Origin of the sequence: Pseudomonas sp. SWRI77, assembly GCF_014269105.1 — a bacterium.
In the GTDB taxonomy this organism is placed as follows: Bacteria; Pseudomonadota; Gammaproteobacteria; order Pseudomonadales; family Pseudomonadaceae; genus Aquipseudomonas; species Aquipseudomonas capeferrum.
This window is the reverse complement of the sequence record NZ_JABWRV010000012.1, coordinates 86,505-110,428: the sequence shown is the minus strand read 5'-3', so window position 1 is coordinate 110,428 and position 23,924 is coordinate 86,505. Positions and strand designations below refer to the sequence as shown.

18 protein-coding genes are annotated in these 23,924 nt (G+C 62.6%); 5 read left to right on the top strand and 13 right to left on the bottom strand.

The annotated features are described in order from the left end of the window. Positions 1–122: 122 nt before the first annotated feature. The 3 genes from HU766_RS13905 to HU766_RS13895 are packed head-to-tail and all read right to left on the bottom strand — an operon-like array spanning position 123 to position 5,325. Positions 123–3,176, bottom strand: coding sequence for an efflux RND transporter permease subunit (locus tag HU766_RS13905; protein WP_186657719.1), 3,054 nt, complete (start codon positions 3,174–3,176; stop codon positions 123–125). Then, positions 3,173–4,240, bottom strand: coding sequence for an efflux RND transporter periplasmic adaptor subunit (locus HU766_RS13900; RefSeq protein ID WP_186657706.1), 1,068 nt, complete (start codon positions 4,238–4,240; stop codon positions 3,173–3,175). Before HU766_RS13900 ends, HU766_RS13905 begins: the two co-directional genes overlap by 4 nt. Next, the gene (locus HU766_RS13895; protein WP_033702123.1) at positions 4,237–5,325 is read right to left on the bottom strand and encodes an efflux RND transporter periplasmic adaptor subunit; all 1,089 of its coding nucleotides are present in this window, start codon (positions 5,323–5,325) and stop codon (positions 4,237–4,239) included. The genes HU766_RS13900 and HU766_RS13895 overlap by 4 nt, the downstream gene beginning before the upstream one ends. A 108-nt stretch (positions 5,326–5,433) precedes the next feature. Here HU766_RS13895 and HU766_RS13890 point away from each other — a divergent pair, with 108 nt between their 5' ends. Then, positions 5,434–6,594 carry an AAA family ATPase gene (locus HU766_RS13890; protein WP_186657700.1) on the top strand — a complete coding sequence of 387 codons (1,161 nt, stop codon included), beginning with the start codon at positions 5,434–5,436 and terminating at the stop codon, positions 6,592–6,594. A gap of 27 nt (positions 6,595–6,621) precedes the next feature. Here the strand turns inward: HU766_RS13890 and HU766_RS13885 are convergent, their stop codons facing one another. The 7 genes from HU766_RS13885 to HU766_RS13855 all read right to left on the bottom strand — a co-directional run bounded on the left by HU766_RS13885 (position 6,622) and on the right by HU766_RS13855 (position 14,933). After that, positions 6,622–7,515, bottom strand: coding sequence for an ABC transporter permease subunit (locus tag HU766_RS13885; RefSeq protein WP_033702126.1), 894 nt, complete (start codon positions 7,513–7,515; stop codon positions 6,622–6,624). After that, positions 7,512–8,393 carry an ABC transporter permease subunit gene (locus HU766_RS13880; RefSeq protein ID WP_177326479.1) on the bottom strand — a complete coding sequence of 294 codons (882 nt, stop codon included), beginning with the start codon at positions 8,391–8,393 and terminating at the stop codon, positions 7,512–7,514. The genes HU766_RS13885 and HU766_RS13880 overlap by 4 nt, the downstream gene beginning before the upstream one ends. A 35-nt stretch (positions 8,394–8,428) precedes the next feature. Continuing rightward, positions 8,429–9,571 (bottom strand): polyamine ABC transporter ATP-binding protein, encoded by a 1,143-nt coding sequence (potA, locus tag HU766_RS13875; RefSeq protein WP_033702130.1) that lies wholly within the window; start codon positions 9,569–9,571, stop codon positions 8,429–8,431. A gap of 72 nt (positions 9,572–9,643) precedes the next feature. Beyond that, positions 9,644–10,738, bottom strand: coding sequence for a polyamine ABC transporter substrate-binding protein (locus HU766_RS13870; RefSeq protein WP_186657698.1), 1,095 nt, complete (start codon positions 10,736–10,738; stop codon positions 9,644–9,646). Positions 10,739–10,896: 158 nt separating this feature from the next. After that, entirely contained in the window at positions 10,897–11,994 is a 1,098-nt protein-coding gene (locus tag HU766_RS13865; protein ID WP_186657695.1) for a polyamine ABC transporter substrate-binding protein, read from the bottom strand. Between the two features lie 170 nt (positions 11,995–12,164). Continuing rightward, a complete protein-coding gene (locus tag HU766_RS13860) occupies positions 12,165–13,526 on the bottom strand; it encodes an aspartate aminotransferase family protein (RefSeq protein WP_033702135.1) in 1,362 nt (453 codons plus the stop codon). Positions 13,527–13,574: 48 nt separating this feature from the next. Further along, positions 13,575–14,933, bottom strand: a complete 1,359-nt coding sequence (locus HU766_RS13855) for a glutamine synthetase family protein (protein WP_033702137.1) — start codon at positions 14,931–14,933, stop codon at positions 13,575–13,577. A 574-nt stretch (positions 14,934–15,507) separates the two neighbouring features. Here HU766_RS13855 and HU766_RS13850 point away from each other — a divergent pair. Continuing rightward, positions 15,508–16,884, top strand: coding sequence for a glutamine synthetase family protein (locus HU766_RS13850; RefSeq protein WP_186657692.1), 1,377 nt, complete (start codon positions 15,508–15,510; stop codon positions 16,882–16,884). A gap of 51 nt (positions 16,885–16,935) precedes the next feature. Here the strand turns inward: HU766_RS13850 and argA are convergent, their stop codons facing one another. Together argA and argE are read right to left on the bottom strand one after the other, a co-directional pair. Further along, a complete protein-coding gene (gene argA / locus HU766_RS13845; protein ID WP_033702141.1) occupies positions 16,936–18,234 on the bottom strand; it encodes an amino-acid N-acetyltransferase in 1,299 nt (432 codons plus the stop codon). A gap of 124 nt (positions 18,235–18,358) precedes the next feature. Next, positions 18,359–19,501 carry an acetylornithine deacetylase gene (gene argE / locus HU766_RS13840; protein WP_033702143.1) on the bottom strand — a complete coding sequence of 381 codons (1,143 nt, stop codon included), beginning with the start codon at positions 19,499–19,501 and terminating at the stop codon, positions 18,359–18,361. A gap of 115 nt (positions 19,502–19,616) precedes the next feature. Here argE and HU766_RS13835 point away from each other — a divergent pair, with 115 nt between their 5' ends. Further along, positions 19,617–20,993: a CYTH domain-containing protein gene (locus HU766_RS13835; RefSeq protein WP_186657690.1), complete on the top strand. Its 1,377-nt coding sequence runs from the start codon at positions 19,617–19,619 to the stop codon at positions 20,991–20,993. 157 nt (positions 20,994–21,150) lie between these two features. Here the strand turns inward: HU766_RS13835 and HU766_RS13830 are convergent, their stop codons facing one another. Further along, positions 21,151–21,621 carry an Lrp/AsnC family transcriptional regulator gene (locus HU766_RS13830; protein ID WP_033702147.1) on the bottom strand — a complete coding sequence of 157 codons (471 nt, stop codon included), beginning with the start codon at positions 21,619–21,621 and terminating at the stop codon, positions 21,151–21,153. A 126-nt stretch (positions 21,622–21,747) separates the two neighbouring features. Here HU766_RS13830 and HU766_RS13825 point away from each other — a divergent pair, with 126 nt between their 5' ends. After that, positions 21,748–22,053: a hypothetical protein gene (locus HU766_RS13825; RefSeq protein WP_186657687.1), complete on the top strand. Its 306-nt coding sequence runs from the start codon at positions 21,748–21,750 to the stop codon at positions 22,051–22,053. Positions 22,054–22,162: 109 nt separating this feature from the next. After that, positions 22,163–23,848: a GspE/PulE family protein gene (locus HU766_RS13820; protein ID WP_186657684.1), complete on the top strand. Its 1,686-nt coding sequence runs from the start codon at positions 22,163–22,165 to the stop codon at positions 23,846–23,848. Positions 23,849–23,924 lie beyond the last annotated feature (76 nt).

Here is a 23,924-nt window from a genome sequence, read left to right as displayed (position 1 = left end):
GAGGGCAATAATAGTGAGGCGCGGATATTCTTAAAAATACTGTTTAAGAATTTTTATATAACCATTTTAAAAAACCCTGTGGTCGCGGCTTTAGCCGCGCCCACAGGGTTCGATGACGCGCTTCAGTTTTGTTTTTGCGGCTCGCGGATCTTGTACCAGGCCACATACAGGGCCGGCAGGAACAGCAAGGTCAGCAACGTCGCGACGATGATGCCGCCGATCATGGCGTAGGCCATCGGCCCCCAGAACACCTCTCGGGCTATCGGAATCATGCCCAGGCTGGCTGCCGCCGCAGTCAACAGGATCGGCCGCCGCCGATGGTTGGTGGCCTCCACCACCGCATCCCATGGCGAGAACCCCTGCGCTTCGAACTCGTCGATCTGGGTCACCAGGATCACCGAGTTGCGAATGATGATGCCGGCCAGGGCGAGAATCCCGAGAATCGCCACAAAGCCCATCGGCGTGCCGGTCGGCACCAGCGCCAGCACCACACCGATCAGCCCCAGCGGCGCCACGCTGACCACCAGGAACAGCTTCTGCACGCTGTGCAGCTGGATCATCAGGAAGGTCGCCATGAGGAACAGCATCAGCGGGATGACCTTGGCGATCGGGCCTTGGGCTTTGCTGCTCTCCTCCACCGTACCGCCCGTGGCCACTTCGTAGCCGACCGGCAACTGGCTGGCGAACTCATCGATCTTCGGCTTCAGTTGGGCCACCAGGTCGGTGGGCTGGATGTCGCCGTTGACCGAGGCCTTGATGGTGATGGTCGGCTTGCGGTCACGGCGCCACACCAGCGGCTGCTCCAGTTCGTAGCGCACGGTGGCGAAGGCCAGCAGCGGTATCGAGGTGCCACTTGGGGTGACGATCTGCAGGTTCTGCAGTGTGTCCGGCGAACCCCGCTCGCTGTCCACGGCACGGGCGACCACGTCCACCAGGTAGATATTGTCGTTGACCTCGGTCACCGGTGCGCCGCTGACGATGCTGTTCATCACGTTCGCCACGTCTTCGGACGACAGCCCCAGCTGGCGTGCCTTGTCCTGGGCGATTTCGATCCGCAGCACCTTACCGGGCTCGTTCCAGTCGTAGATCATCTCGCCGATGTGCTCGTTGGCATCGAGCAGCGTGGCCAGGTCGATCGCATGCTTGCGCACCTGGTCGATGTCCTTGCCGCTGACGCGGTACTGGATCGGCCGGCCCACCGGCGGGCCCATCTCCAGCGACTGCACGTTGGTGCCGATGCCGACGAACTCTTCATGCAGCAGTTTCTGCAGGCGCGCCATCATGCCTGCACGCTCCTCGAAGCCTTTGCTGACGATGACCAGCTGGGCGTAGTACGGGTTCTGCAGCTGCTGGTCCAGGGGCAGGTAGAAGCGGATTGCGCCCTGGCCGATATAGGTGCTCCAGCGCACCAGGTCCGGGTCGTCCTTGATTCTTGCCTCCAGGCGGTCGACCACCTTGCGCGTCTCCTCGATCGAGGCGTTTTGCGGCAAGTTGAGATCGACGAGGATTTCCGGGCGATCGGACGACGGGAAGAACTGGTTTTGCACAAAGCGCATGCAGAACAACGCCAGGACGAACAATACGATGGTGCCGATGATGGTCAGCCATCTGTTGCGCATACACCACAGCAAACCGCCTTCGAACGCCCGCCCTAACCGGCCAGGCTCGGCGTCGTGGGCCTTGAGCTTGTCAATCTTGAGAATGTGCACGCCCAGCACCGGCGCAAAGAACACCGCCACCACCCAGGACACGATCAGTGCCACGGCGATCACTGCGAACAGGGTATAGGTGTACTCGCCGGCAGAACTGGCATTGAGGCCGATCGGCACGAAGCCGGCCACGGTCACCAAGGTGCCGGTGAGCATGGGGAATGCCGTCGAGGTGTAGGCGAAGGTGGCCGCCTGCTCCTTGCTCTCGCCCATTTCCAGCCGTGTGACCATCACCTCGACGGTAATCATCGCATCGTCCACCAGCAGCCCCAGGGCGATGATCAGCGCACCCAGCGAGATCCGCTGCATGGTGATGCCGCTGTATTCCATGAACACAAAGACCATGGCCAGCACCAGCGGGATCGAGCAGGCCACCACCAGCCCGGCGCGCACGCCCAGGCTGACGAAGCTCACCGCCAGCACGATCACCACCGCCTCGAACAAGGCGCTGGTAAAGCCGCCCACCGCGTCCTTGACCACCACCGACTGGTCGGACACGGTGTGCACACCCACGCCCACTGGCAGGTCGCTGACGATGCTGTCCATCTTCTGCTTCAGCGCAGCGCCGAACACTTGAATGTTGCCGCCGGCCTTCATGCCGATCGCCAGGCCAATGGCAGTCTGGCCGTTGTAGCGGAACATCGGCGAAGGCGGGTCGACATAGCCGCGCTCGATATCGGCGATATCGGCCAGGCGGAAGAAGCGGTCATTGATCCGCAGGTTGACGGTTTGCAGGTCTTTCTCGGAGGCGAACTGCCCGGTAGTACGTACCGAGATGCGCTCTGGCCCGGCTTCGATCACCCCGGCCGGGGTCACCGCGTTCTGTTGCTGCAGCGCCTGCATGACTTGGCGCTGGTCGATGCCCAGGGCCGCCAGCTTGCGGGTCGAGAACTTCAGGTACAGCACTTCGTCCTGGGTGCCGACCAGTTCGATCTTGCCGATATTGGGTACTTCACGCACCTCGGCCCGGGCCTGCTCCACATAGTCGCGCAACTGGCGCAGGGTCAGGCCATCGGCGGTAAAGGCGTAGATGGAGCCAAACACGTCGCCGAATTCGTCGTTGAAGCCCGGCCCCTGGATGCCTTGGGGGAATTCGCCGCGAATGTCCTGGATCTTCTTGCGCACCTGATACCAGATGTCCGGGATGTCGGCGGCCTTGGTGGTGTCGCGCAGGTAGACGTAGACGGTGGACTCGCCGGGGCGTGTGTAGCTTTTGGTGTAGTCGAGGGAGTCGAGCTCTTCGAGCTTCTTCTCGATGCGGTCGGTGACCTGGTAAAGGGTCTCGTCCTGCGTCGCACCCGGCCAGCGGGTCTGGATCACCATGGTCTTGATGGTGAACGACGGGTCTTCCTCACGGCCCAGGTTGAAATAGGAAAAAATCCCCATCAGCAAACCGACGAACATCAGGTACCAGACGAAGGACTGGTGGCGCAGCGCCCATTCGGACAGGTTGAAGCTTCCTTTCATTGCGCGTCCTCGTCGAAGGTAACTTTCTGGCCGGGCTTGAGGCTGTTCACGCCAGCGGTAACCACGCGCTCGCCGGGTTGTACGCCGGCGCTCAACATGAAGCTGTCGCCGGTGCGTTCGGTCAACGTGACGTCACGGGTGGCGACTGTTTTCTGTTGAGGGTCGATCACCCAGACCTGGGTTTTGCCATCACGCTCAAGCAGCGCGCTCAAGGGCAGTTCACTGCGCGGGGTGATCGCAGAGGTCAGGGTCACGCTGATCGCCGTGCCCAGGTGGAACGCGTCCGGGGTGCTGGCCAGGGTCAGCCGGGCACGCCGGGTGCGCGTGGCAGCGTCGGCCTGGGGCTCCAGCTCGCGCAGGGTGGCGGTGGTGTTGATGCTGGTATCCAACTGCGAGGCAACGGTGAACGTAAGGTCCTTGGTCAATGCTTCGGCAATGTTTATGGGCAAGTCGATGACCGCTTCCTTGACGTCTGGTCGGGCCAGGGTGACCACGGCCTGCCCGGCCGTGACGGTCTGCCCGGCTTCGGCCTGCCAGGCGGTGATCACGGCCGCATGGTCGCTGCGCAGGGTGCTGTAGTCGAGCTGATCGCGAGCCTGGCTGACCGCCGAGCGCGCCTGCTCCAGGCTGGCACCGGTGGTTTTCAGGTCGGTCTGGGCAATATCCAGCTGGGCCTGGGCGCCAACGCCGCGGTCATACAACTGCTGCTGACGACGTGCGTTGGCCTGGGCGTTGATCCACTGCGCCTGAACCCTGGCGAGGTCGCCCTCGGCCACGCGCAGCTGGTTCTGCTGGTCGGTCGGGTCAAGGGTGGCCAAGGTATCGCCGGGTTTCACCTGGGCGCCGACATCCAGCCAACGCCGGGCGATGCGCCCGGAGACGCGAAAACCCAGGGTACTTTCAAAACGCGCCTGGATGGCGCCGGCGAAGCGGCCCAGCTGCGACTGCGCCTGCGCCTCGACCAGGGTCGACAGCACAGGGCGCACGGCTTCAGGTTGCTGTTCTTCACTGCCACAGGCGCTCAACAACAGCCCTGCCGCGCCTATCAGCATTAGACGTTTCATGGCGCGGCGCCTCCATCCTGAGCATCGACTTTTTCAACCTGCATGCCCGGATGCAAGAGCTGACCACCGCTGACCACAACCGTTTCGCCACCTTTGATGCCTTGGGCGACGACGACCTTGCCGGTGAGGTAGCGCGTGACCTGCACTTTGCGCAGCTCGACCTTGTCGCCCTCGCCCACCACCCACACTGCCGGCTCATGCAAGGCCTTGGTCAGTGCCGCCCAAGGTAACTCGATGCTCGGTCGCCCCTGAGCATTGGCCGTGGCGGTGACCGGCGAGCCCAATTGCATGCCCGGCGGCACGTTGCGCAAGGCCACCTTGACCTGCACCGTGCCGCTCTGCGCCGACACCGTCGGGGTGATTTCGCGGACAAAACCCTGGGCCTGAACCTTGGGGTCATCGAGCAGGCTGACGACCACTCCGGCATCGCTTGGCGGTGCCACCAGCAGCGATTCATAGACATTGAACACCGCGTCGCGGTCGCCATCGCGGGCCAGGCCGAAGATCGGCATGGTCGCCTGCACCACCTGGCCGACTTCGGCCTGGCGCTCGGTGATCACGCCATCGGCCTCGGACACCAGCGCGGTATAGCTCAACTGCTCCCGGGCATTGGCCAGCTGTGCCTGAGCGGCCTTGAGCGCGCTCTGGTTGCTGCGCAGCGCCGCTTCGGCAGAGTCGTACTCGCTCTGGCTGGTATAGCCTTTGGGCAACAGTTTTTGCTGGCGCACGAAGGCGGCGGCCGTCTGTGTCACACGCGCCTGGGCGGCGAACACTTCAGCCTTGGCCGAGTCGACGTTGTTCTGCAAGTCTTTGGGGTCGAGCCGCGCCAGTACCTGGTTGGCCTTGACGTGATCGCCCACATCGACGCTGCGTGAAATGATCTTGCCGCCCACACGGAACGACAAATCGGTTTGCACCCGTGCCTGCACGTCGCCGGTCAGGGTGACCCTGGCAGCGAAGTCAGTGGGTTGTACTTGTAGCACGCCGACCCGAGGCAGTTCCGGGCTCGAGACTTCCCTCTCGCATCCCGACAACATGAACAGCAACCCCAGGCAGACGACCGACAGAAGACGCCTCAACGTCATGCGGGCTCCTTGCTTGCGCGCAAATGGTTCGAGGAATGCGACTGTTAGCGTAGTTCAGGGTTCAGCAAACAGCGATACTGCCTGTTCGCCCGCACACGGAAGCGCCCCATGCTCACAACCTTGGCCATCGCCAACTACCGCTCGATCAACCAACTGGTGATGCCGCTGGGTCGGCTGAACCTGATTACTGGCGCCAATGGCAGCGGCAAGTCCAACCTGTACAAGGCCCTGCGCCTGCTGGCCGAGACAGCGCGCGGCGGGGTGGTCAATGCCTTGGCCGCCGAGGGTGGGCTGGAATCCACGTTCCATGCCGGGCCAGAAAAACTCAGCCGGCGTATGCTCAAGGGCGAGGTGCCGGTGCAAGGTGGGCCGCGCCAGCAGGTACGGCGCCTGAAAATGGGCTTCACCGATGAAGATTTCGGTTATGCCATTGGCCTTGGGCTGCCGGAGCCAAGCCAGTCGAAGTTTTCCCTGGACCCGCAGATCAAGCATGAAGCGATCTGGGCGGGCCCGGTCTGCCGCCCCGCCAGCCTGCTGGTGGAGCGCAGCGCGGCCATGGTGCGCGCCCGCGAGGGGCGCCAGTGGCAGGTCATGAGCCAGCACATGACCGAGTTCGACAGCCTGTTCGACCAGGTCGGTAGCGTGCAGGGTTCACCTGAAGTGCTGCACCTGCGTGAGCAGATCCGCAGCTGGCGCTTTTATGATCACTTCCGTACCGACCCCGAGGCACCGGCACGCCAAGCGCGCCTTGGCACCCGCACGCCTGTGCTGCACCACGATGGCCGTGACCTGGCGGCGGCGTTGCAGACCATCAAGGAGATCGGCGATTTCGAGGCGCTGCAGGCGGCGGTCAGCGATGCCTTCCCTGGCTCACAGGTGGGCATCGAGGCGACACCGGGTGGCTTGTTCAGCCTGCGCTTTCAGCAGGCAGGGCTGTTGCGGCCGTTGAGTGCCGCCGAGCTGTCCGACGGCACCTTGCGCTACCTGCTGCTGGTGGCAGCCCTGCTAACACCGCGCCCGCCGAGCATGATGGTGCTCAACGAACCGGAGACCAGCTTGCACCCCGACTTGCTACCGGCGCTGGCGCGGCTGATCCGGCGGGCTTCGCAGCAGTGCCAGGTGTGGGTGGTATCGCATGCCCCGCGGTTGGTGGCGGCGCTGGGAGAGGATGAGGGGTGCAATGCCATAAGGCTGACGAAAGAGCTGGGGCAGACTGTGATCGTCGGGCAGGGGATGCTGGATGAGCCGGCTTGGCATTGGCCGGATTGAGGGGCCGCGAAGCGGCCCCAAACCGGGTCAGGCCGACGCTGCAGCAGCCGTCGGACGCTTGACCTGTGGCTGCGACACGTTCGCCGCTGCACCTTCCTCGATTGCTTGCTGAATCGCCTTGCGACGACGCTCTTCAGCACGGCGGCTGAAGAACCAGACCATGAACGTCACCAGCGACACCGACAGCAGGATCAAACTGGCCACGGCGTTGATCTCAGGCTTCACGCCCAGGCGCACCGCCGAGAACACTTCCATCGGCAAGGTGGTCGAGCCAGGCCCGGACACGAAGCTGGCCAGCACCAGGTCGTCCAGCGACAGCGCGAACGACATCATGCCGCCCGCCGCCAGCGAAGGCGCAATCATCGGGATGGTGATCAGGAAGAACACCTTCCACGGCTTGGCACCCAGGTCCATCGCCGCTTCCTCGATCGACAGGTCCAGCTCACGCAGCCGCGCCGACACCACCACCGCCACATACGCCGCACAGAACGTGGTGTGGGCGATCCAGATGGTGACGATGCCACGCTCCTGCGGCCAGCCGATCATCTGCGCCATGGCCACGAACAGCAGCAACAGCGACAGACCAGTGATCACCTCAGGCATGACCAGCGGCGCGGTGACCAGGCCACCGAACAGCGTACGGCCCTTGAAGCGAGTGACCCGGGTCAGCACGAAGGCCGCCAGGGTACCCAACGCCACCGCCGCCACCGCCGTGTAGCAGGCGATCTCCAGCGAGCGCATCACCGACCCCATCAACTGGGTGTTGTCGAGCAAGCCGACGTACCACTTCACCGACCAGCCACCCCACACCGTCACCAGCTTGGAGGCGTTGAACGAGTAGATCACCAGGATCAGCATCGGCAGGTAGATGAACAGCAAGCCGAGCACCAGCATCAGCTTGGAGAAACTGAAACGCTTCATGCCCTGCCCTCCATCTCTTTGGCCTGGCTGCGGTTGAACAGCAGGATGGGCACGATCAGGATCGCCAGCATCACCACCGCCAGCGCGGACGCCACCGGCCAGTCACGGTTGTTGAAGAACTCTTGCCACAGCACCTTACCGATCATCAGGGTTTCCGGGCCGCCCAGCAGTTCCGGGATCACGAACTCACCCACCACCGGGATGAACACCAGCATGCAGCCGGCGATGATGCCGTTCTTGGACAGCGGCACGGTGATCTTCCAGAAGCTGTTGAAGGTGCTAGAACCCAGGTCCGATGCAGCTTCCAACAGGCTCGGGTCATGCTTCACCAGGTTGGCGTACAGCGGCAGGATCATGAACGGCAGGTACGAATAGACCACGCCGATATACACCGCCAGGTTGGTGTTGAGGATCTGCAACGGCTGGTCGATCAGCCCCAGCCACATCAGGAAGCTGTTGAGCAGCCCGTTGTTGCTGAGGATGCCCATCCAGGCGTAGACGCGGATCAGGATCGCCGTCCAGGTCGGCATCATGATCAGCAGCAACAGCACGGTCTGCGACTCTTTGCGGGCATTGGCGATGGAATAGGCCATCGGGTAGCCGATCAACAGGCACAGCAGGGTGCTGATGAAGGCCATCTTCAACGAGCCGAGGTAGGCCGAGATGTACAGCTCGTCCTCGGTCAACAGCCCGTAGTTGGCCAGGTTGAGCACCAACTGGATCTTGTCTTCGACGTAGCTGTAGATCTCGGTATACGGCGGGATCGCCACGTCGGCTTCAGCAAAGCTGATCTTCAACACGATGAAGAACGGCAGCATGAAGAACAGGAACAGCCAGATGAACGGCACACCGATCACCAGGTGCCGCCCCTCAGGGATCAAGCGCTGGAAGGCTCGCTTGAGCTTGCGCAGTTTCATGACCGCAGTACCACGCCGCTGTCGTCTTCCCACCACACGTACACTTCATCGCCCCAGGTCGGACGCGTGCCCTGGCGCTCGGCGTTGGCCACGAACGACTGGACGATCTTGCCGCTCGGCAGCTCGACGTAGAACACCGAGTGGCCGCCCAGGTAGGCGATGTCGTGGACCTTGCCGCGCGACCAGTTGTGCTCGCAGGTCGGCTGCTGGGTAGTGACCAGCATTTTTTCCGGGCGCAGCGCGTAGGTAATGTGTTTGTCTTCGACCGACGTGGTGATGCCGTGGCCGACGTAGATCTTGCGCTCCAGCTCAGGGCTGGCAATGATCGCGTGGCCTTCGGCGTCGTCGACTACATCACCTTCGAACAGGTTGACGTTGCCGATGAATTCGCACACCAGGCGGCTGGTCGGGGTCTCGTAGATGTCCACCGGCGAGCCGATCTGGGCGATCCAGCCCAGGTGCATGATGGCGATGCGCTGGGCCATGGTCATGGCCTCTTCCTGGTCGTGGGTCACCATCACGCAGGTCACACCCACGCGTTCGATGATCTCCACCAGCTCCAGCTGCATCTGCGAGCGCAGCTTCTTGTCCAGGGCGCCCATCGGCTCATCGAGCAACAGCAGCTTCGGCCGTTTGGCCAGCGAGCGGGCCAGGGCCACACGCTGGCGCTGGCCGCCAGACAGCTGGTGCGGCTTGCGCTTGGCGTACTGGGTCATGTGCACCAGCTTGAGCATCTCGGCCACGCGGGCGTCGACGTCGGCCTTGGGCAACTTGTCCTGCTGCAGACCGAAGGCGATGTTCTGCGCCACGGTCATGTGCGGGAACAGCGCGTAGGACTGGAACATCATGTTGATCGGCCGCTCGTAGGGCGGCATGTCGGTGATGTCGACGCCGTCGAGCAGGATCCGCCCTTCGCTCGGCCGTTCGAAACCGGCCAGCATACGTAGCAAGGTCGATTTGCCGGAACCGGAGCCACCCAGCAGGGCGAAGATCTCGCCCTTGCGGATTTCCAGGGACACATCGTCCACAGCTACCGTTTCGTCGAACTTTTTCGTGACCCGGTCGATCTTGACCAGCACCTGCTTGGGTTGCTGGCCACCCTCGAGGGCTTTCTTATAGGCACCGGAGGCAACTGCCATGAGTGAAACTCCCAACAAGATTTGTGTGCCCGCGCAACCTGTTCTGCAGAGGGCCGCGGCGGGCCTGGATTGTTACTTGCCCGACTTGACCTTGGTCCAGCTACGGGTCATCAGACGTTGCACCTTGGGTGGCAACTCAGCGTTGACGAACATCTTGTCCAGCACTTCCTGCGGTGGGTAAACCGCGGCGTCAGTCCTCACGGCCTGGTCCATCAGGTCGCCAGCCTTGGGGTTCGGGTTGGCGTAACCGACGTAATCACTGACCTGGGCGATAACCTCAGGTTTCAGCAAATAGTTGATGAAGGCATGGGCCTCTTTGACGTTCTTGGCGTCCTTGGGGATCGCCAGTACATCGAACCAGAGGTTGCCGCCTTCCTTGGGAATCGCATAAGCCAAGTTCACACCCTTCTTGGCTTCTTCCGCACGGGCCTTGGCCTGGAAGATATCGCCCGAGAAGCCCGCCGCGACGCAGATGTCGCCGTTGGCCAGGTCGGTGATGTACTTGGACGAGTGGAAGTAGGTCACGTACGGGCGTACCGCCAGCAGCTTCTTCTCGGCCTTTTTATAGTCGTCGGGGTTGCTGCTGTTGGGGTCCAGCCCCATGTAGTTGAGCACCGCCGGGAGCATTTCGTCCGCCGAGTCGAGGAAGGCAACACCACACGTGGAGAGCTTCTTCATGTTCTCGGGTTCGAACAACACAGCCCAGGAATCGATAGTGTCGACGCCCAGCGCAGCCTTGACCTTTTCTACGTTGTAACCAATGCCGTTGGTGCCCCACAGGTAAGGCACGGCGTACTGGTTGCCCGGGTCATTCTTCTCGAGGCGCTTCATCAGCGCCGGGTCCAGGTTGGCATAATTGGGCAGCAGGTTCCTGTCGAGCTTCTGGAACGCGCCCGCCTTGATCTGCTTGCCGAGGAAATGGTTGGACGGCACGACGACGTCATAACCGGTGTTACCGGCCAGCAGCTTGCCTTCCAGTGTTTCGTTGGAATCGAAAACGTCCTGCACGGGCTTGATACCCGTTGCCTTCTCGAAGTCCGCGAGTGTGGTTGGGCCGATGTAATCGGACCAGTTGTAGAAATGCACCGTAGGCGCCGCTTGGACGCTGCATGCCAGCGTCAGGCCCGCTCCAGCCATCAAGGCCTTGCGTAATACAGAAATAGACAAGTGGGTGGTCCTCACAATCAGTGCATGGGTAGCGGCAATGTGGCCGCACACGCAAAACCGGCGCGCAACTTACCTTCGCAGCTTCGATGCCGCAATCAACAATTGCCTTTCACTGCCTCTGAGCCGGTAAAGCCCGGCCCAGAGGTGTCGCATCAGGCTTATTTGCCCGACTTGATCTTGGTCCAGCTGCGGGTGATGTCGCGCTGGGCGGCCTTCTCTGGCGCTTTGATGGCGTACAGTTGCGCCTTCACTGCATCAGACGGGTAGATGGCCGGGTCGCTGGTGATGTCCTTGTCGACGAACTCGGTCGCCGCCATGTTGCCGTTCGGGAAACGCACGGCGTTGGTGATGGCGGCCATCACTTTCGGCTGCAGCAGGTATTCCATGAACGTGTAGGCAGCTTCGACGTTTTCGGCGTCTTTCGGAATGGCGACCATGTCATAGAAGGTGCCGGCACCTTCCTTCGGAATGACATAGCTCAGCTTGACCTTGTCGCCGGCCTCGTGGGCACGGGCCTTGGACTGCTCCAGGTCACCCGAGTAACCCACAGCCACGCAGATGTTGCCGTTGGCGAGGTCAGAGATGTACTTGGAGGAATGGAAGTAGGTGATCGACGGACGAATCTTCAGGAACAGATCTTCCGCGGCTTTCAGGTCTTCTTTCTTGGTGCTGTCGCTCGGCTTGCCCAGGAAGTGCAACGCGGCCGGGATCATCTCGGTCGGTGCATCGAGGAAGCTCACGCCGCAGCTTTTAAGTTTTTCGATGTTCTCAGGCTTGAACACGACGTCCCACGAGTCGATCTTGTCGACGCCCAGCGCGGCCTTGACCTTCTCTGGGTTGTAACCGATACCGATGGAGCCCCACATGTAGGGGAAGGCGAATTTGTTGCCTGGGTCGCTGGCATCGCCAACAGCCTTGAGCAGGGCTGGGTCGAGGTTTTTCCAGCTTGGCAGCTTGGAGCGGTCCAGCTCCTGGTAGACACCGGCCTTGATCTGCTTGGCCAGGAAGTTGTTGGACGGCACGACGATGTCATAGCCCGACTTGCCTGCCAGCAACTTGGCTTCGAGGGTCTCGTTGCTGTCGAAGACGTCATAGACGACCTTGATGCCGGTCTCTTTCTCGAAATTGGCCACGGTGTCCGGGGCGATGTAGTCCGACCAGTTGTACACGTGCAGTACTTTGTCATCAGCCTGAACAGCGGTCGCCATGGCACCCATCAGGGCGGCGGCCAGCAACGTCTTGCCCATTTTCTTCATGCGTCATGCTCCAGATTTTTTTTGATTAGCCATCCGTTCAGCTGCCAGGTCCCGCAGTACACGCGCTGGGCGACTGAAACAGTCGCTAGTCTGGCAAGTTACAAGGCGCTGTTTCAAGGAAAGCAGCCCCTTGTAACCAACTAATGTCACAACGCTAGCCTAGCAGGTGCTCATCTGATCGCTTCGAGGGTCAGGTCCAGGCACTTGCGCGCCTTTTCCACCAGCTCGTCGATCTCTGCATGGCTGATCACCAGCGGTGGCGCGATGATCATGGTGTCACCCACCGCACGCATGATCAGGCCGTTCTCGAAGCAGAAGTTGCGGCAGATCATGCCCACCCCCTTGCCTTCGTAACGGCTGCGGGTCGCCTTGTCCTTGACCAGCTCGATCGCGCCGAGCAGGCCCAGGCCGCGCACCTCACCCACCAGCGGGTGGTCTTGCAGCTCACGCAAACGCTTTTGCAAATACGGTGCCGCTTCGTTGCGTGCCTGCTCGACAATGTGCTCGTCGCGCAGGATGCGCAGGTTTTCCAGGCCTACTGCGGCCGCTACCGGGTGGCCCGAATAGGTGAAGCCGTGGTTGAAATCGCCGCCTTCGCTGATCACCTTGGCCACAGTGTCACGCACGATCACACCGCCCATGGGGATGTAACCGGAGGTCAGGCCCTTGGCGATGGTCATCAGGTCGGGCTTGAGGTCGTAGTAGTCGGAGCCGAACCACTCGCCGGTGCGGCCGAAGCCGCAGATGACTTCGTCGGCAACGAACAGGATGTCGTACTTGGCGAGGATCTCCTTGACCTTCGGCCAGTAGGTTTCTGGCGGGATGATCACCCCGCCCGCGCCCTGGATCGGCTCGGCGATGAAGGCCGCGACGTTGTCTTCGCCGACTTCGAGGATTTTTTTCTCCAGTTGCTCGGCGGCCCACACCCCGAACGCGTCCGGGCTCATGTCCCCGCCCTCACCGAACCAGTACGGCTGCGGGATGTGCACAATGCCCGGGATCGGCAGGCCGCCCTGCTCGTGCATGCCACTCATGCCACCCAGGCACGCACCGGCGAAGGTGGAGCCGTGGTAGCCGTTGATGCGGCCGATGATGGTCTGCTTGTGCGGTTTACCCTTCAGTGCCCAGTAGTGACGGACCATGCGCAGCACGGTGTCGTTGCCTTCGGAGCCGGAACCGGTGAAGAACACATGGCTCATGCCTTCGGGCGCCACGTCGGTGATCGCCTTGGCCAGCTCCAATGCCGGCGGGTGCGCGGTCTGGAAGAACAGGTTGTAGTACGGCAGCTCGCGCATCTGCTTTTCGGCAGCCTGCACCAACTCTTCGCGGCCATACCCCACCGCAACGCACCACAGGCCGGCCATGCCGTCGAGGATCTTGTTGCCCTCGCTATCCCACAAATGCACGCCCTGGGCCTTGGTAATGATGCGCGGCCCCTTCTCCTTCAGCTGTTTGTAGTCGCTGAAGGGCGCGAGGTGGTGCTCGCCGCTCAGGGTTTGCCATTCACGGGTTTGCGGGTTTTTGACGCTCATGTGCTTCTCCGTTATCCGACAGCCGCGCTCCTGCGGCACCAGGGTTGATCAGACTGCAAACAGCAGGAACTCACGTTCCCAGGAACTGATGACGCGTTTGAAGTTTTCGTGTTCGGCGCGTTTGGTGGCGACGTAGCCGGTGATGAACTTCTTGCCCAGGTACTGCACCAGCGCACGGCTGACTTCCATGCGTTCCAGGGCGTCTTCGATGGTCAGTGGCAGGCGCAGGTTGCGGCGTTCGTAACCACGGCCCTGCACCGGTGCGCTGGCCTCGATGCCTTCGACCATGCCGATGTAGCCGCACAGCAGGCTGGCGGCGATGGCCAGGTAAGGGTTGGCATCGGCGCCCGGCAGGCGGTTCTCGACCCGGCGGTTCTGCGGCCCGGCATCCGGCACACGCAGGCCGACGGTACGGTTTTCCTCGCCCCACTCGACGTTCACCGGCGCCGAGGTGTCGGGCAGGAAGCGGCGGAACGAGTTGACGTTGGGGGCGAACAGCGGCAGCGCCTCGGGGATGAACTTCTGCAGGCCACCGATGTGGTGCAGGAACAGCTCGCTCATGCTGCCGTCTTCGTTACTGAAGATGTTCTTGCCGGTGGCCGCGTCGATCACGCTCTGGTGCAGGTGCATGGCACTGCCAGGCTCGCCGGTCATGGGCTTGGCCATGAAGGTCGCGGCCACATTGTGCTTGAGCGCGGCCTCGCGCATGGTGCGTTTGAACACCAGGATCTGGTCGGCCAGGTGCAGCGCGTTGCCGTGACGGAAGTTGATTTCCATCTGCGCCGTGCCGTCTTCGTGGATCAGCGTGTCGAGGTCCAGCTTCTGCAGTTCGCACCAGTCATAGACATCCTCGAACAGCGGGTCGAATTCGTTGGCGGCTTCGATCGAGAACGACTGGCGGCCGGTTTCCGGGCGACCCGAGCGGCCTACCGGCGGCTGCAGCGGGAAGTCCGGGTCTTCGCTACGCTTGGTCAGGTAGAACTCCATCTCGGGCGCGACAATCGGCTGCCAGCCTTTGTCGGCGTAGAGCTTGAGCACTTTCTTCAAGACGTTGCGCGGCGACAGTTCGACCGGGTTGCCCTTCTTGTCGTAGGTGTCGTGGATCACCTGCGCCGTCGGCTCGATGGCCCAAGGCACCAGGAACACGGCGTCTTCGTCGGGGCGGCAGATCATGTCGATGTCGGCCGGGTCGAGCAGTTCGTAATAGATGTCGTCGTCGACGTAGTCACCCGTCACGGTCTGCAGCAGCACGCTCTCGGGCAGGCGCATGCCTTTTTCGGCGATGAACTTGTTGGTCGGCGAGATCTTGCCGCGCGTGATACCAGTGAGGTCGCTGATCATGCATTCGACTTCAGTGATCTTGTGCTCTTTCAACCAATCGGTGAGCTGGTCGAGGTTGTTACTCATAAATACCTCAGGAGGTAAGGTGGTCCGCGCATTGATTCTGGATGGAGAAGATTGCTAAAGCAAAAACCCCCACGCACGAGCACAGTGGATACACTGAAACCAAGCGTGTCCGTAATGAGTTTGAAGGGCAGGAAGGCGAATCGAGTAGCGCAACGCCGCTACGGGGGAAGGTCCGGGTGCGCCAAGCGTCAATTATTGCGGCCAGGGCGGCCACACCGTTGACGGTGCGTTCATGAACGACAGGGGTACCCGACTGCACTGCGCAGGCAGCGCTTTCAGGTCGCGACAAGCGGACCATATGACCCTCGTATTATTGTGTTTTGGGTTGTGACCGAGCTTAGCCTTGTTCATTTTTTTACACAACACCTCCGTAAAAAATAAAACACGGCAAGCTTGAGATAGCCCTTTGAGCGGTAAATAGCGGATAATGGCACGCCCCGATATGCAGCAAATCTGCCGTAGATGTGCCATTTCAGGGCATCATGGGGTTGGCTTGACATCAGTATGGCTTTTCGATTGACTGGTCCTGCAAGCCCCCCTTGATTGATATTTTTAACAACAAAGGTGTTGCATCATGTCGGTACCCCCGCGTGCCGTTCAGCTTAACGAAGCGAACGCGTTCCTTAAGGAACATCCTGAGGTTCTCTACGTTGACCTTCTGATTGCAGATATGAATGGTGTGGTGCGCGGCAAGCGCATAGAGCGCACCAGCCTCCACAAGGTTTACGAGAAAGGCATCAACCTGCCGGCCTCCCTCTTCGCCCTGGACATCAACGGTTCCACCGTCGAGAGCACTGGGCTTGGCCTGGACATCGGCGATGCTGACCGCATCTGCTATCCAATCCCCGACACGCTGTGCAACGAGCCGTGGCAGAAACGCCCCACCGCACAGCTGCTCATGACCATGCACGAGATCGAAGGCGAGCCGTTCTTCGCCGACCCTCGTGAAGTGTTGCGTCAGGTTGTCAGCAAGTTCGACGACATGGGCCTGACCATCTGCGCCGCGTTCGAGCTGGAGTTCTACCTGATCGACCAGGAGAACGTGAACGGCCGCCCGCAACCACCCCGCTCGCCGATCTCGGGCAAGCGCCCACAGTCGACCCAGGTGTACCTGATCGACGACCTCGACGAATACGCCGACTGCCTGCAGGACATCCTCGAAGGTGCCAAAGAGCAAGGTATTCCGGCCGACGCCATCGTCAAGGAAAGCGCCCCGGCGCAGTTCGAAGTCAACCTGCACCACGTCCCCGACCCGCTCAAGGCCTGTGACTACGCGGTGCTGCTCAAGCGCTTGATCAAGAACATCGCCTACGACCATGAAATGGACACCACCTTCATGGCCAAGCCCTACCCGGGCCAGGCAGGCAACGGCCTGCACGTACACATCTCCGTGCTGGACAAAGATGGCAACAACATCTTCACCAGCGAGGATCCCGAGCAGAACGCCGCGCTACGTCACGCTGTCGGCGGTGTGCTCGAGACCCTGCCCGCGTCCATGGCGTTCCTTTGCCCGAACGTCAACTCGTACCGTCGCTTTGGCGCGCAGTTCTATGTGCCGAACGCGCCGAGCTGGGGCCTGGACAACCGCACCGTGGCCCTGCGCGTGCCGACCGGTTCTGCCGATGCCGTGCGCCTCGAGCACCGGGTAGCCGGCGCCGATGCCAACCCGTACCTGATGATGGCGGCCGTACTGGCCGGGGTGCACCACGGCCTGACCAACAAGGTCGAGCCCGGCGCGCCAATCGAAGGCAACTCGTACGAGCAGCTGGAGCAGAGCCTGCCGAACAACCTGCGCGATGCCCTGCGTGAGCTGGACGACAGCGAGATCCTCAACAAGTACATCGATCCGAAGTACATCGACATCTTCGTCGCGTGCAAGGAAAGCGAGCTGGAGGAGTTCGAGCATTCGATCTCCGACCTCGAGTACAACTGGTACCTGCATACCGTGTAACTGAAAACGCCGCCCATCAGGGCGGCGTTTTTCATTGAGGCCGAAGCAGGCTTACAGCGACTTTTCGAAGATCTTCGAATTACGCTGATAGTTGTACAGCGAAGCCCGCGCCGCCGGCAGCCGCTCCACGCCACTTGGCGCAAAGCCACGCTCGCGGAACCAGTGCGCAGTGCGCGTCGTCAGCACGAACAGCGTATTCAAACCCATCTGCCGTGCCCGGCTCTCGATGCGTTCAAGCAGTTCATCGCCGCGCCCACCATGCCGGTACTCCGGGTTCACCGCCAGGCACGCCAACTCCCCCGCCTCGGAATCGGCAATCGGGTACAGCGCCGCACACGCGATGATCATGCCCTCGCGCTCGACCACGCTGAACTGCTCGATTTCCCGCTCCAGCACCTCGCGCGAACGGCGCACCAGGATGCCTTGCTCTTCCAGCGGGCTGATCAGCTCCAACAGGCCGCCGACATCTTCGATGGTTGCCTCACGCACGACCTCGAACTGCTCCTGGGACACCAGCGTACCGCCACCCCCGCGGGTGAACAGCTCGGTCAGCAGCGCACCGTCTTCGGCATAACTGACGATATGGCTGCGCGCCACGCCGCCCTTGCAGGCCTCGGCGGCAGCATCCAGCAGCTCACCCTGATAGTCGCTGCCCAGGCGCAGCAGATGCGGCGCCACCTGCTGCGGGCGCAGCTCACGCACCAGCTTGCCCTGTTCATCCAGCAGCCCCGGCTCGGCGCCGAACAGCAGCAGTTTGTCGGCACCCAGCTCGATGGCCGCGCGGGTGGCCACGTCTTCGCAGGCCAGGTTGAAGATTTCACCGGTGGGCGAGTACCCCAGCGGCGACAGCAGCACGATCGAGCGCTCGTCGAGCAAGCGGCTGATGCCTTTGCGGTCGACCCGGCGCACTTCGCCGGTGTGGTGGTAGTCCACGCCTTCGAGCACACCGATCGGCCGGGCAGTGACCAGGTTGCCGGACGCCACGCGCAGGCGCGAGCCCTGCATCGGCGAAGCGGCGATGTCCATCGACAAGCGCGCCTCGATGGCCAGGCGCAGGGCACCCACAGCATCGATCACGCAATCCAGCGTGGCCGCATCGGTGATGCGCAGGCTGCGGTGGTAGTGCGGGGTCAGGCCGCGTTCGGCCAGGCGGCTCTCGATCTGCGGGCGCGAGCCATGCACCAGCACCAGCCGCACGCCCAGGCTGTGCAGCAGCACCAGGTCGTGGACGATATTGCCGAAATTAGGGTGCTCCACCCCATCGCCGGGGAGCATGACCACAAAGGTGCAGTCGCGATGGGCATTGATGTACGGGGAAGCATGGCGCAGCCAGTTGACGTAATCGGGCATGACAGGGCCTGTGGATAAGTGGACGGAGAACGGCGATACAGGGGGCGTTCAAGATCATCGTCGGAACAGGCTTGCGGTCACGCGCGGTCTCCTCTAGGCAGGAACGAATCAGCTCAATGGACGTTTAGTGCAGGCAATAGTGCCGGATCAGGTCACGCAATAGACGCACGGTAGGCTCGATTCGTGACATTTCAAGGTACTCGCCAGGCTGGTGGGCACAGGCGATGTCGCCAGGGCCCAGCACGATGGTCTGGCAGCCCAGCTGCTGAAGATAAGGCGCTTCGGTGCCGAACGCTACCGCTTCGGCGCGATGACCGGTCAGGCGCTCGGCCACGTGCACCAGCTCGGCGTCCGCAGCCTCCTCGAACGGCGGCACTTCAGGGAACAGCGGCGCATAGTCGATACGCACCTCATAACGTTCCGCCAGCGGTACCAGCTTCTGGCGAATCGCCGCACGCAACTGCTCTGCATCCATCCCCGGCAGCGGCCGCAGGTCGAATTCCAGTGCACACTGGCCACAAATGCGGTTGGGGTTGTCGCCGCCATGGATGCAGCCGAAGTTCATCGTTGGTGTAGGCACGGTGAACTGTGGGTTGCGGTACGCCTGCTGCCATTGCCCGCGCAACTGCATCAGCTCGCCCATCACCGCGTGCATGGCTTCCATGGCGCTGCGCCCGAGGCTTGGGTCCGACGAATGGCCGCTGCGGCCCAAGATGTCGATGCGGTCCATGAGGATGCCTTTGTGCATGCGGATCGGCCGCAGGCCGGTGGGCTCGCCGATCACCGCTGCGCGGCCCAGCGGCTGGCCGGCCTCGGCCAGGGCGCGGGCGCCGGACATGGAGCTTTCTTCGTCGCAGGTGGCGAGAATCAGCAGCGGTTGCTTGAAGTCGTGCTCCAGCAACGGCAGCACGGCCTCGATGACCAGGGGGAAGAAGCCCTTCATGTCGCAGCTGCCCAGGCCGACCCAACGGCCATCGATTTCGGTCAGCTTCAGCGGGTCGCTCGACCACAGCTGCTCGTCGAACGGCACGGTATCGCTGTGCCCCGCCAGCACCAGGCCACCCGGGCCGGTGCCACGGCTGGCCAGCAGGTTGAACTTGCCGGGGCTGACCTGCTGGATGTCGCACGTGAAACCCAGGTCGCCCAACCAGCCGGCCAGCAGGTCGATGACCTGGCGGTTGGACTGGTCCAGCGCAGGCTGGGTACAACTGACCGAAGGCGCGGCGATCAAAGCGGCAAACTGGTCTTTCAGCGTCGGCAACGGCATGCCCGTACTCCTCGGAAGCGTTGCCCATCATAGGACCATCTGCCGTCTGGAATAAACCGTTGGCGGCCGACTGCTGTAGACTCTGTTGCCAACGAGCCCCTCCTTCGAGCCAGCGATGCACAAAGAAACCGAACTCAAGCTCCGCGCCAGCCGCGAGACCCTTGCCGCCCTGCGCGAGCACCCCTTGCTGAAAAAGCGCAACAAGTCCGGTTGGCAGACCCGCGAACTGCTCAACCAGTACTTCGACACCCCGGAGCGTGACCTTTCCGCTGCCCGCGTGGCCCTGCGCCTGCGCCGCGATGGCGAGGCGATCATCCAGACCTTGAAGTGCCGTGGCCAAAGCGTGGCCGGGCTGTCCGAGCGCAACGAGTACGAGTGGCAGCTGGACAAGGTCAAGCTCGACCTGAAAAAACTCGACGCCACCTGCTGGCCCGAGCAGTTGGCCGCGCTCGACAAGAAAACCATCAAGCCGCTGTTCACCACCGACTTCACCCGCGAATTCGCGGAAATCGCCTGGGGCCGTGGCAAGAGCAAAGTCGTGATCGAGGCTGCGTTGGATCAAGGCTTCGTGATCGCCGGCAAGCGCAAGGAAGAAATCTGCGAGCTGGAGCTCGAGCTGCGCGAAGGTGCGCCTGAAGCCCTGCTAGAGCTGGCCGCCGAGCTCGCCGCCAGCCTGCCGTTGATGCCCTGCGACATCAGCAAGGCCGAGCGTGGCTACCGCCTGCTGGAGCCCGAGAGCTATGAGCTGGGCTTGCCGCACACCGAGCTGGACGCCGAAATGGCCGTGGACGATGCCTACGCCGCCCTCGCCTGGCAGCTGTTGGCCAGCAGCCAGCGCCTGGCCGAGCAATATCGCCACAATGGCCACTGGCGCCTGTTGCAGGACTGGGTCGAGTGCCTGGCCGAGTTGCGCGCACTGACCAGCAGCCTGGGCCAGGCGGCACCACGCCCGTCCACCCGCGCCCTGCGCAGCAGCCTCGACGCATTGCTCGAAGACTGGCGCCCGCTGGTGCAGGCCGGTAACGATGACGAAGACATCCGCCGCGCCGCGCCCGAACAGTTTGCCGAAGAGCTCGAAGACGTGCGTTGGGGTCAGTTCTCCCTGGAAACCTCGCGCTGGCTGCTGGCCCGTGGCTGGACCGCCGAACGCAAAGGCCGTGGCGAACGCCAGGGCAATGCGCAGCTGGCCAGCTGGATGGCCCATCTGCTGGGCGAAGAAGGCCGTGCGCTGAAGCTGCCGCTGTACACCCAGCGCCCGGAAGACCTGGCCGAACAGCTGCCGCGCATCGAACAGGTGCTTGCCTGGCTGCACCATGCCCGCCAGGTGCTCGAAGCACCGCAAATGGACCGCCTGTACGGTGACCTGAAAAAACTGCACGAGCTGGCCGAGCTGCCGCTGTCGGAAGAGCCCGACGAGCTGCTTGAAGCCCGTATCGAACAGGCCCGCGCCGTTGATCAGAGCCGCGGCTGGAAGCACCTGCTCAAGCCCTGACGACACGGCCCTTGTAGGAGCGGCCTTGCGTCGCGAACGGGTCGCGCAGCGGCTGTAGGAGCGGCCTTGCGTCGCGAAAGGGTCGCGCAGCGGCCCCAAGATCTCCAAAGCAGCACAGATCTTAAGGCCGCTCCTGCAAAAACCACGAAAATCTACCTCAGCGACCCAGTGGCAGGCTCGTCGTGGACTTGATCTCCGAAAGCGCCACAATCGAATTGACCTCCTGAATCCCCGGCACATTCGACAGCTTTTCAAAGAAGAACCGCTCGTACGCCTCGATGTCCGAGGTAACGATGCGCAGCAGGAAGTCCACCGACCCCATCAGCACATAACACTCCAGCACCTCCGGGAACCCCCGAATCGCCTCGGTGAACTCGGTAAAATTCGAGCGCCCGTGCGCGTTCAGCTTCACCTCGGCGAAGATCTGCGTGTTCAAGCCGATTTTCTTGCGGTCGAGCAAGGTCACCTGCCCGCGTATCACCCCCTCCTCCTTCAGCCGCTGAATACGCCGCCAGCAAGGCGATTGCGACAGCCCGACACGCTCGGCAATCTGTGCGCTGGACAGCGAAGCGTCCTCCTGAAGCAGTTCCAGGATGCGCCGATCATAGGCGTCCAGCTCGCTGTGCATGAATATTCCCCCAAAACCAGATAATCAGAATTAAACGATCTGCCATTCCAGCAAATCGATGGAATCATAGCGAAAAAATACCCGCCTTAACGTGCAAGAATTTCTCCCACATTCGCGGAGACCAGCATGAACGCACTGCCACGTACCGACGCCTGGGCCGCCAGCAACGCCCACAGCACCGTGCACTACCGCCTGCAGGCCGAGGCCGAGCCCGACAGCCTGTGCCGGGTGCTCAACCTGTTTGCCTTGCAGTTTCTGACCCCGCACCACGTGCAGGTCAGCCAACAGGAGGACTGGCTCGATATCGAAATCGGCGTTGGCGGGCTGAGCTGGCACCGGGCCGAGGTCATTGCACAAAAATTGCGCAACCTGGTGTGCGTGGGTGAGGTGAGCCTGGCGAACCTTGCGCGCGTGGAGCTGGCGGTGGTCTGAGCCCGCTTCTTTTGTTCATGTCGCAAGATCCCGAAACCCTTTGCCAGCAGACAGCTCACCGCACCCGGCTAGCCTTCATCAGGACTCCCCACCTGGCAAGGACGCCAACATGCATACCCCCGGCAAGCAAGCACTCGACCTCAACCGCCTGCTCCAGGCGCTGCTGACCGAGCAGCACCTGGACGCCAGCGACACCCTGCTGGTACTTGAGCAGGCCGCCGCACGCCCGGCCTGCCACCCACTGGAGCTGATCGCCGGCCCTGGTCTTGAAGACCGCATGCACCCCGGCCAGCCGCTGGACTTGGACCGCCTCTGTCAGTGGCTGGCCGATAAGGTCGGCCAGCCCTTTGTGCGCATCGACCCGATGCAACTGGACATGTCCCAGGTCAGCGGGCTGATCTCCCCGGCGTTCGCCCAGCGCCATGGCATCCTCGTCGTGGCCGCCGACGCCTCGGGCGTCACCGTGGCCAGCGCCCAGCCTTATCAGGATGACTGGCAGGCAGACCTGGCCCGCAGCCTCGGCAGGCCGATCCGTCGGGTGTTGGCAAGCCCGTTGCAGATCCGCCAGCTGGGGCAATCGTTCTTGCGCCTGGCCCAGTCGGTACAGGGTGCGCAACACCAGCAGCCGGCCAGCCTGGGGGAGCTCGAACACCTGCTGGAACTGGGCAAACGCCAGGCCGAGGCCAATGCCGACGATGCGCATATCGTGCACATCGTCGACTGGCTGCTGCAGTACGCCCTCGAACAACGCGCCAGCGATATCCACCTGGAGCCCCGCCGCGAACAGGGGCAACTGCGGTACCGCATAGACGGCCTGCTGCACACCGTCTACGCCTTTCCCGCAGGCGTGACCCTGGCGCTGGTCAGCCGCCTCAAACACCTGGGGCGTATGGATGTAGCGGAGAAACGCCGGCCACAAGACGGTCGCCTGCAAAGCCGCCTGCCGGGCGGCGGCGAGGTGGAGCTGCGCCTGTCGACCCTGCCGACGCCGTTTGGCGAAAAACTGGTGTTACGCCTGTTCGACCCGCAGCAACTGCATGAAGGCTTCGACCGCCTGGGCCTCGAAGGGCAGCAGCTGGAGCAATGGCGGGCGCTGCTGCGCCACCGCCAAGGCATCATCCTGGTAACGGGCCCCACCGGTTCCGGCAAGACCAGCACGCTCTACGCCAGCCTCAAACTGCTGGCCACCCCGCAAATCAACCTGTGCACCATCGAAGACCCGATCGAACGGCTGGAACCGGCGTTCAACCAGTTGCAAGTGCAGCCGGCCCTGGGCCTGTGCTTCGCCAACGGCGTGCGGGCGATGCTGCGCCAGGACCCGGACATCATCATGATCGGCGAGATCCGTGACCGTGAAACCGCCCTGGTGGCCGTACAGGCAGCCCTCACCGGGCACCTGGTGCTGTCGACCCTGCACACCAACGATGCCTGCGCTGCGATCACCCGCCTGCAGGAACTGGGCGTAGCCGACTACCTGATCAAGGCGACGCTGATCGGGGTCATGGCGCAACGGCTGATTCGTACCCTTTGCGGCGATTGCCAGGGTTGTGCCTCGGCGGCCAGCGGCCAGCCCTGCCGTACCTGTCGTGGTACCGGATTTCACGGTCGCACGGGCTTGTTCGAACTGTTGATACCCAGCGAAAACTTGCGCGCGCAGATAGGCCCGCACACCGACCTTGCGCACTTGCGGCGCCAGGCACTGACGGAAGGCTTGCTGGACCTGCGCCGCTGCGGGGAGGCGAAAGTGGCCTGCGGGCTGACCCGCGCAGAGGAAGTGCTACGGGCCTGCTCCTGAGCGAAAATCCCTTGTATTCAAGGAACTTGCCTCCTTTGCCACGATCAAACCGCGCATCTTCAACCCTCACCCTTCG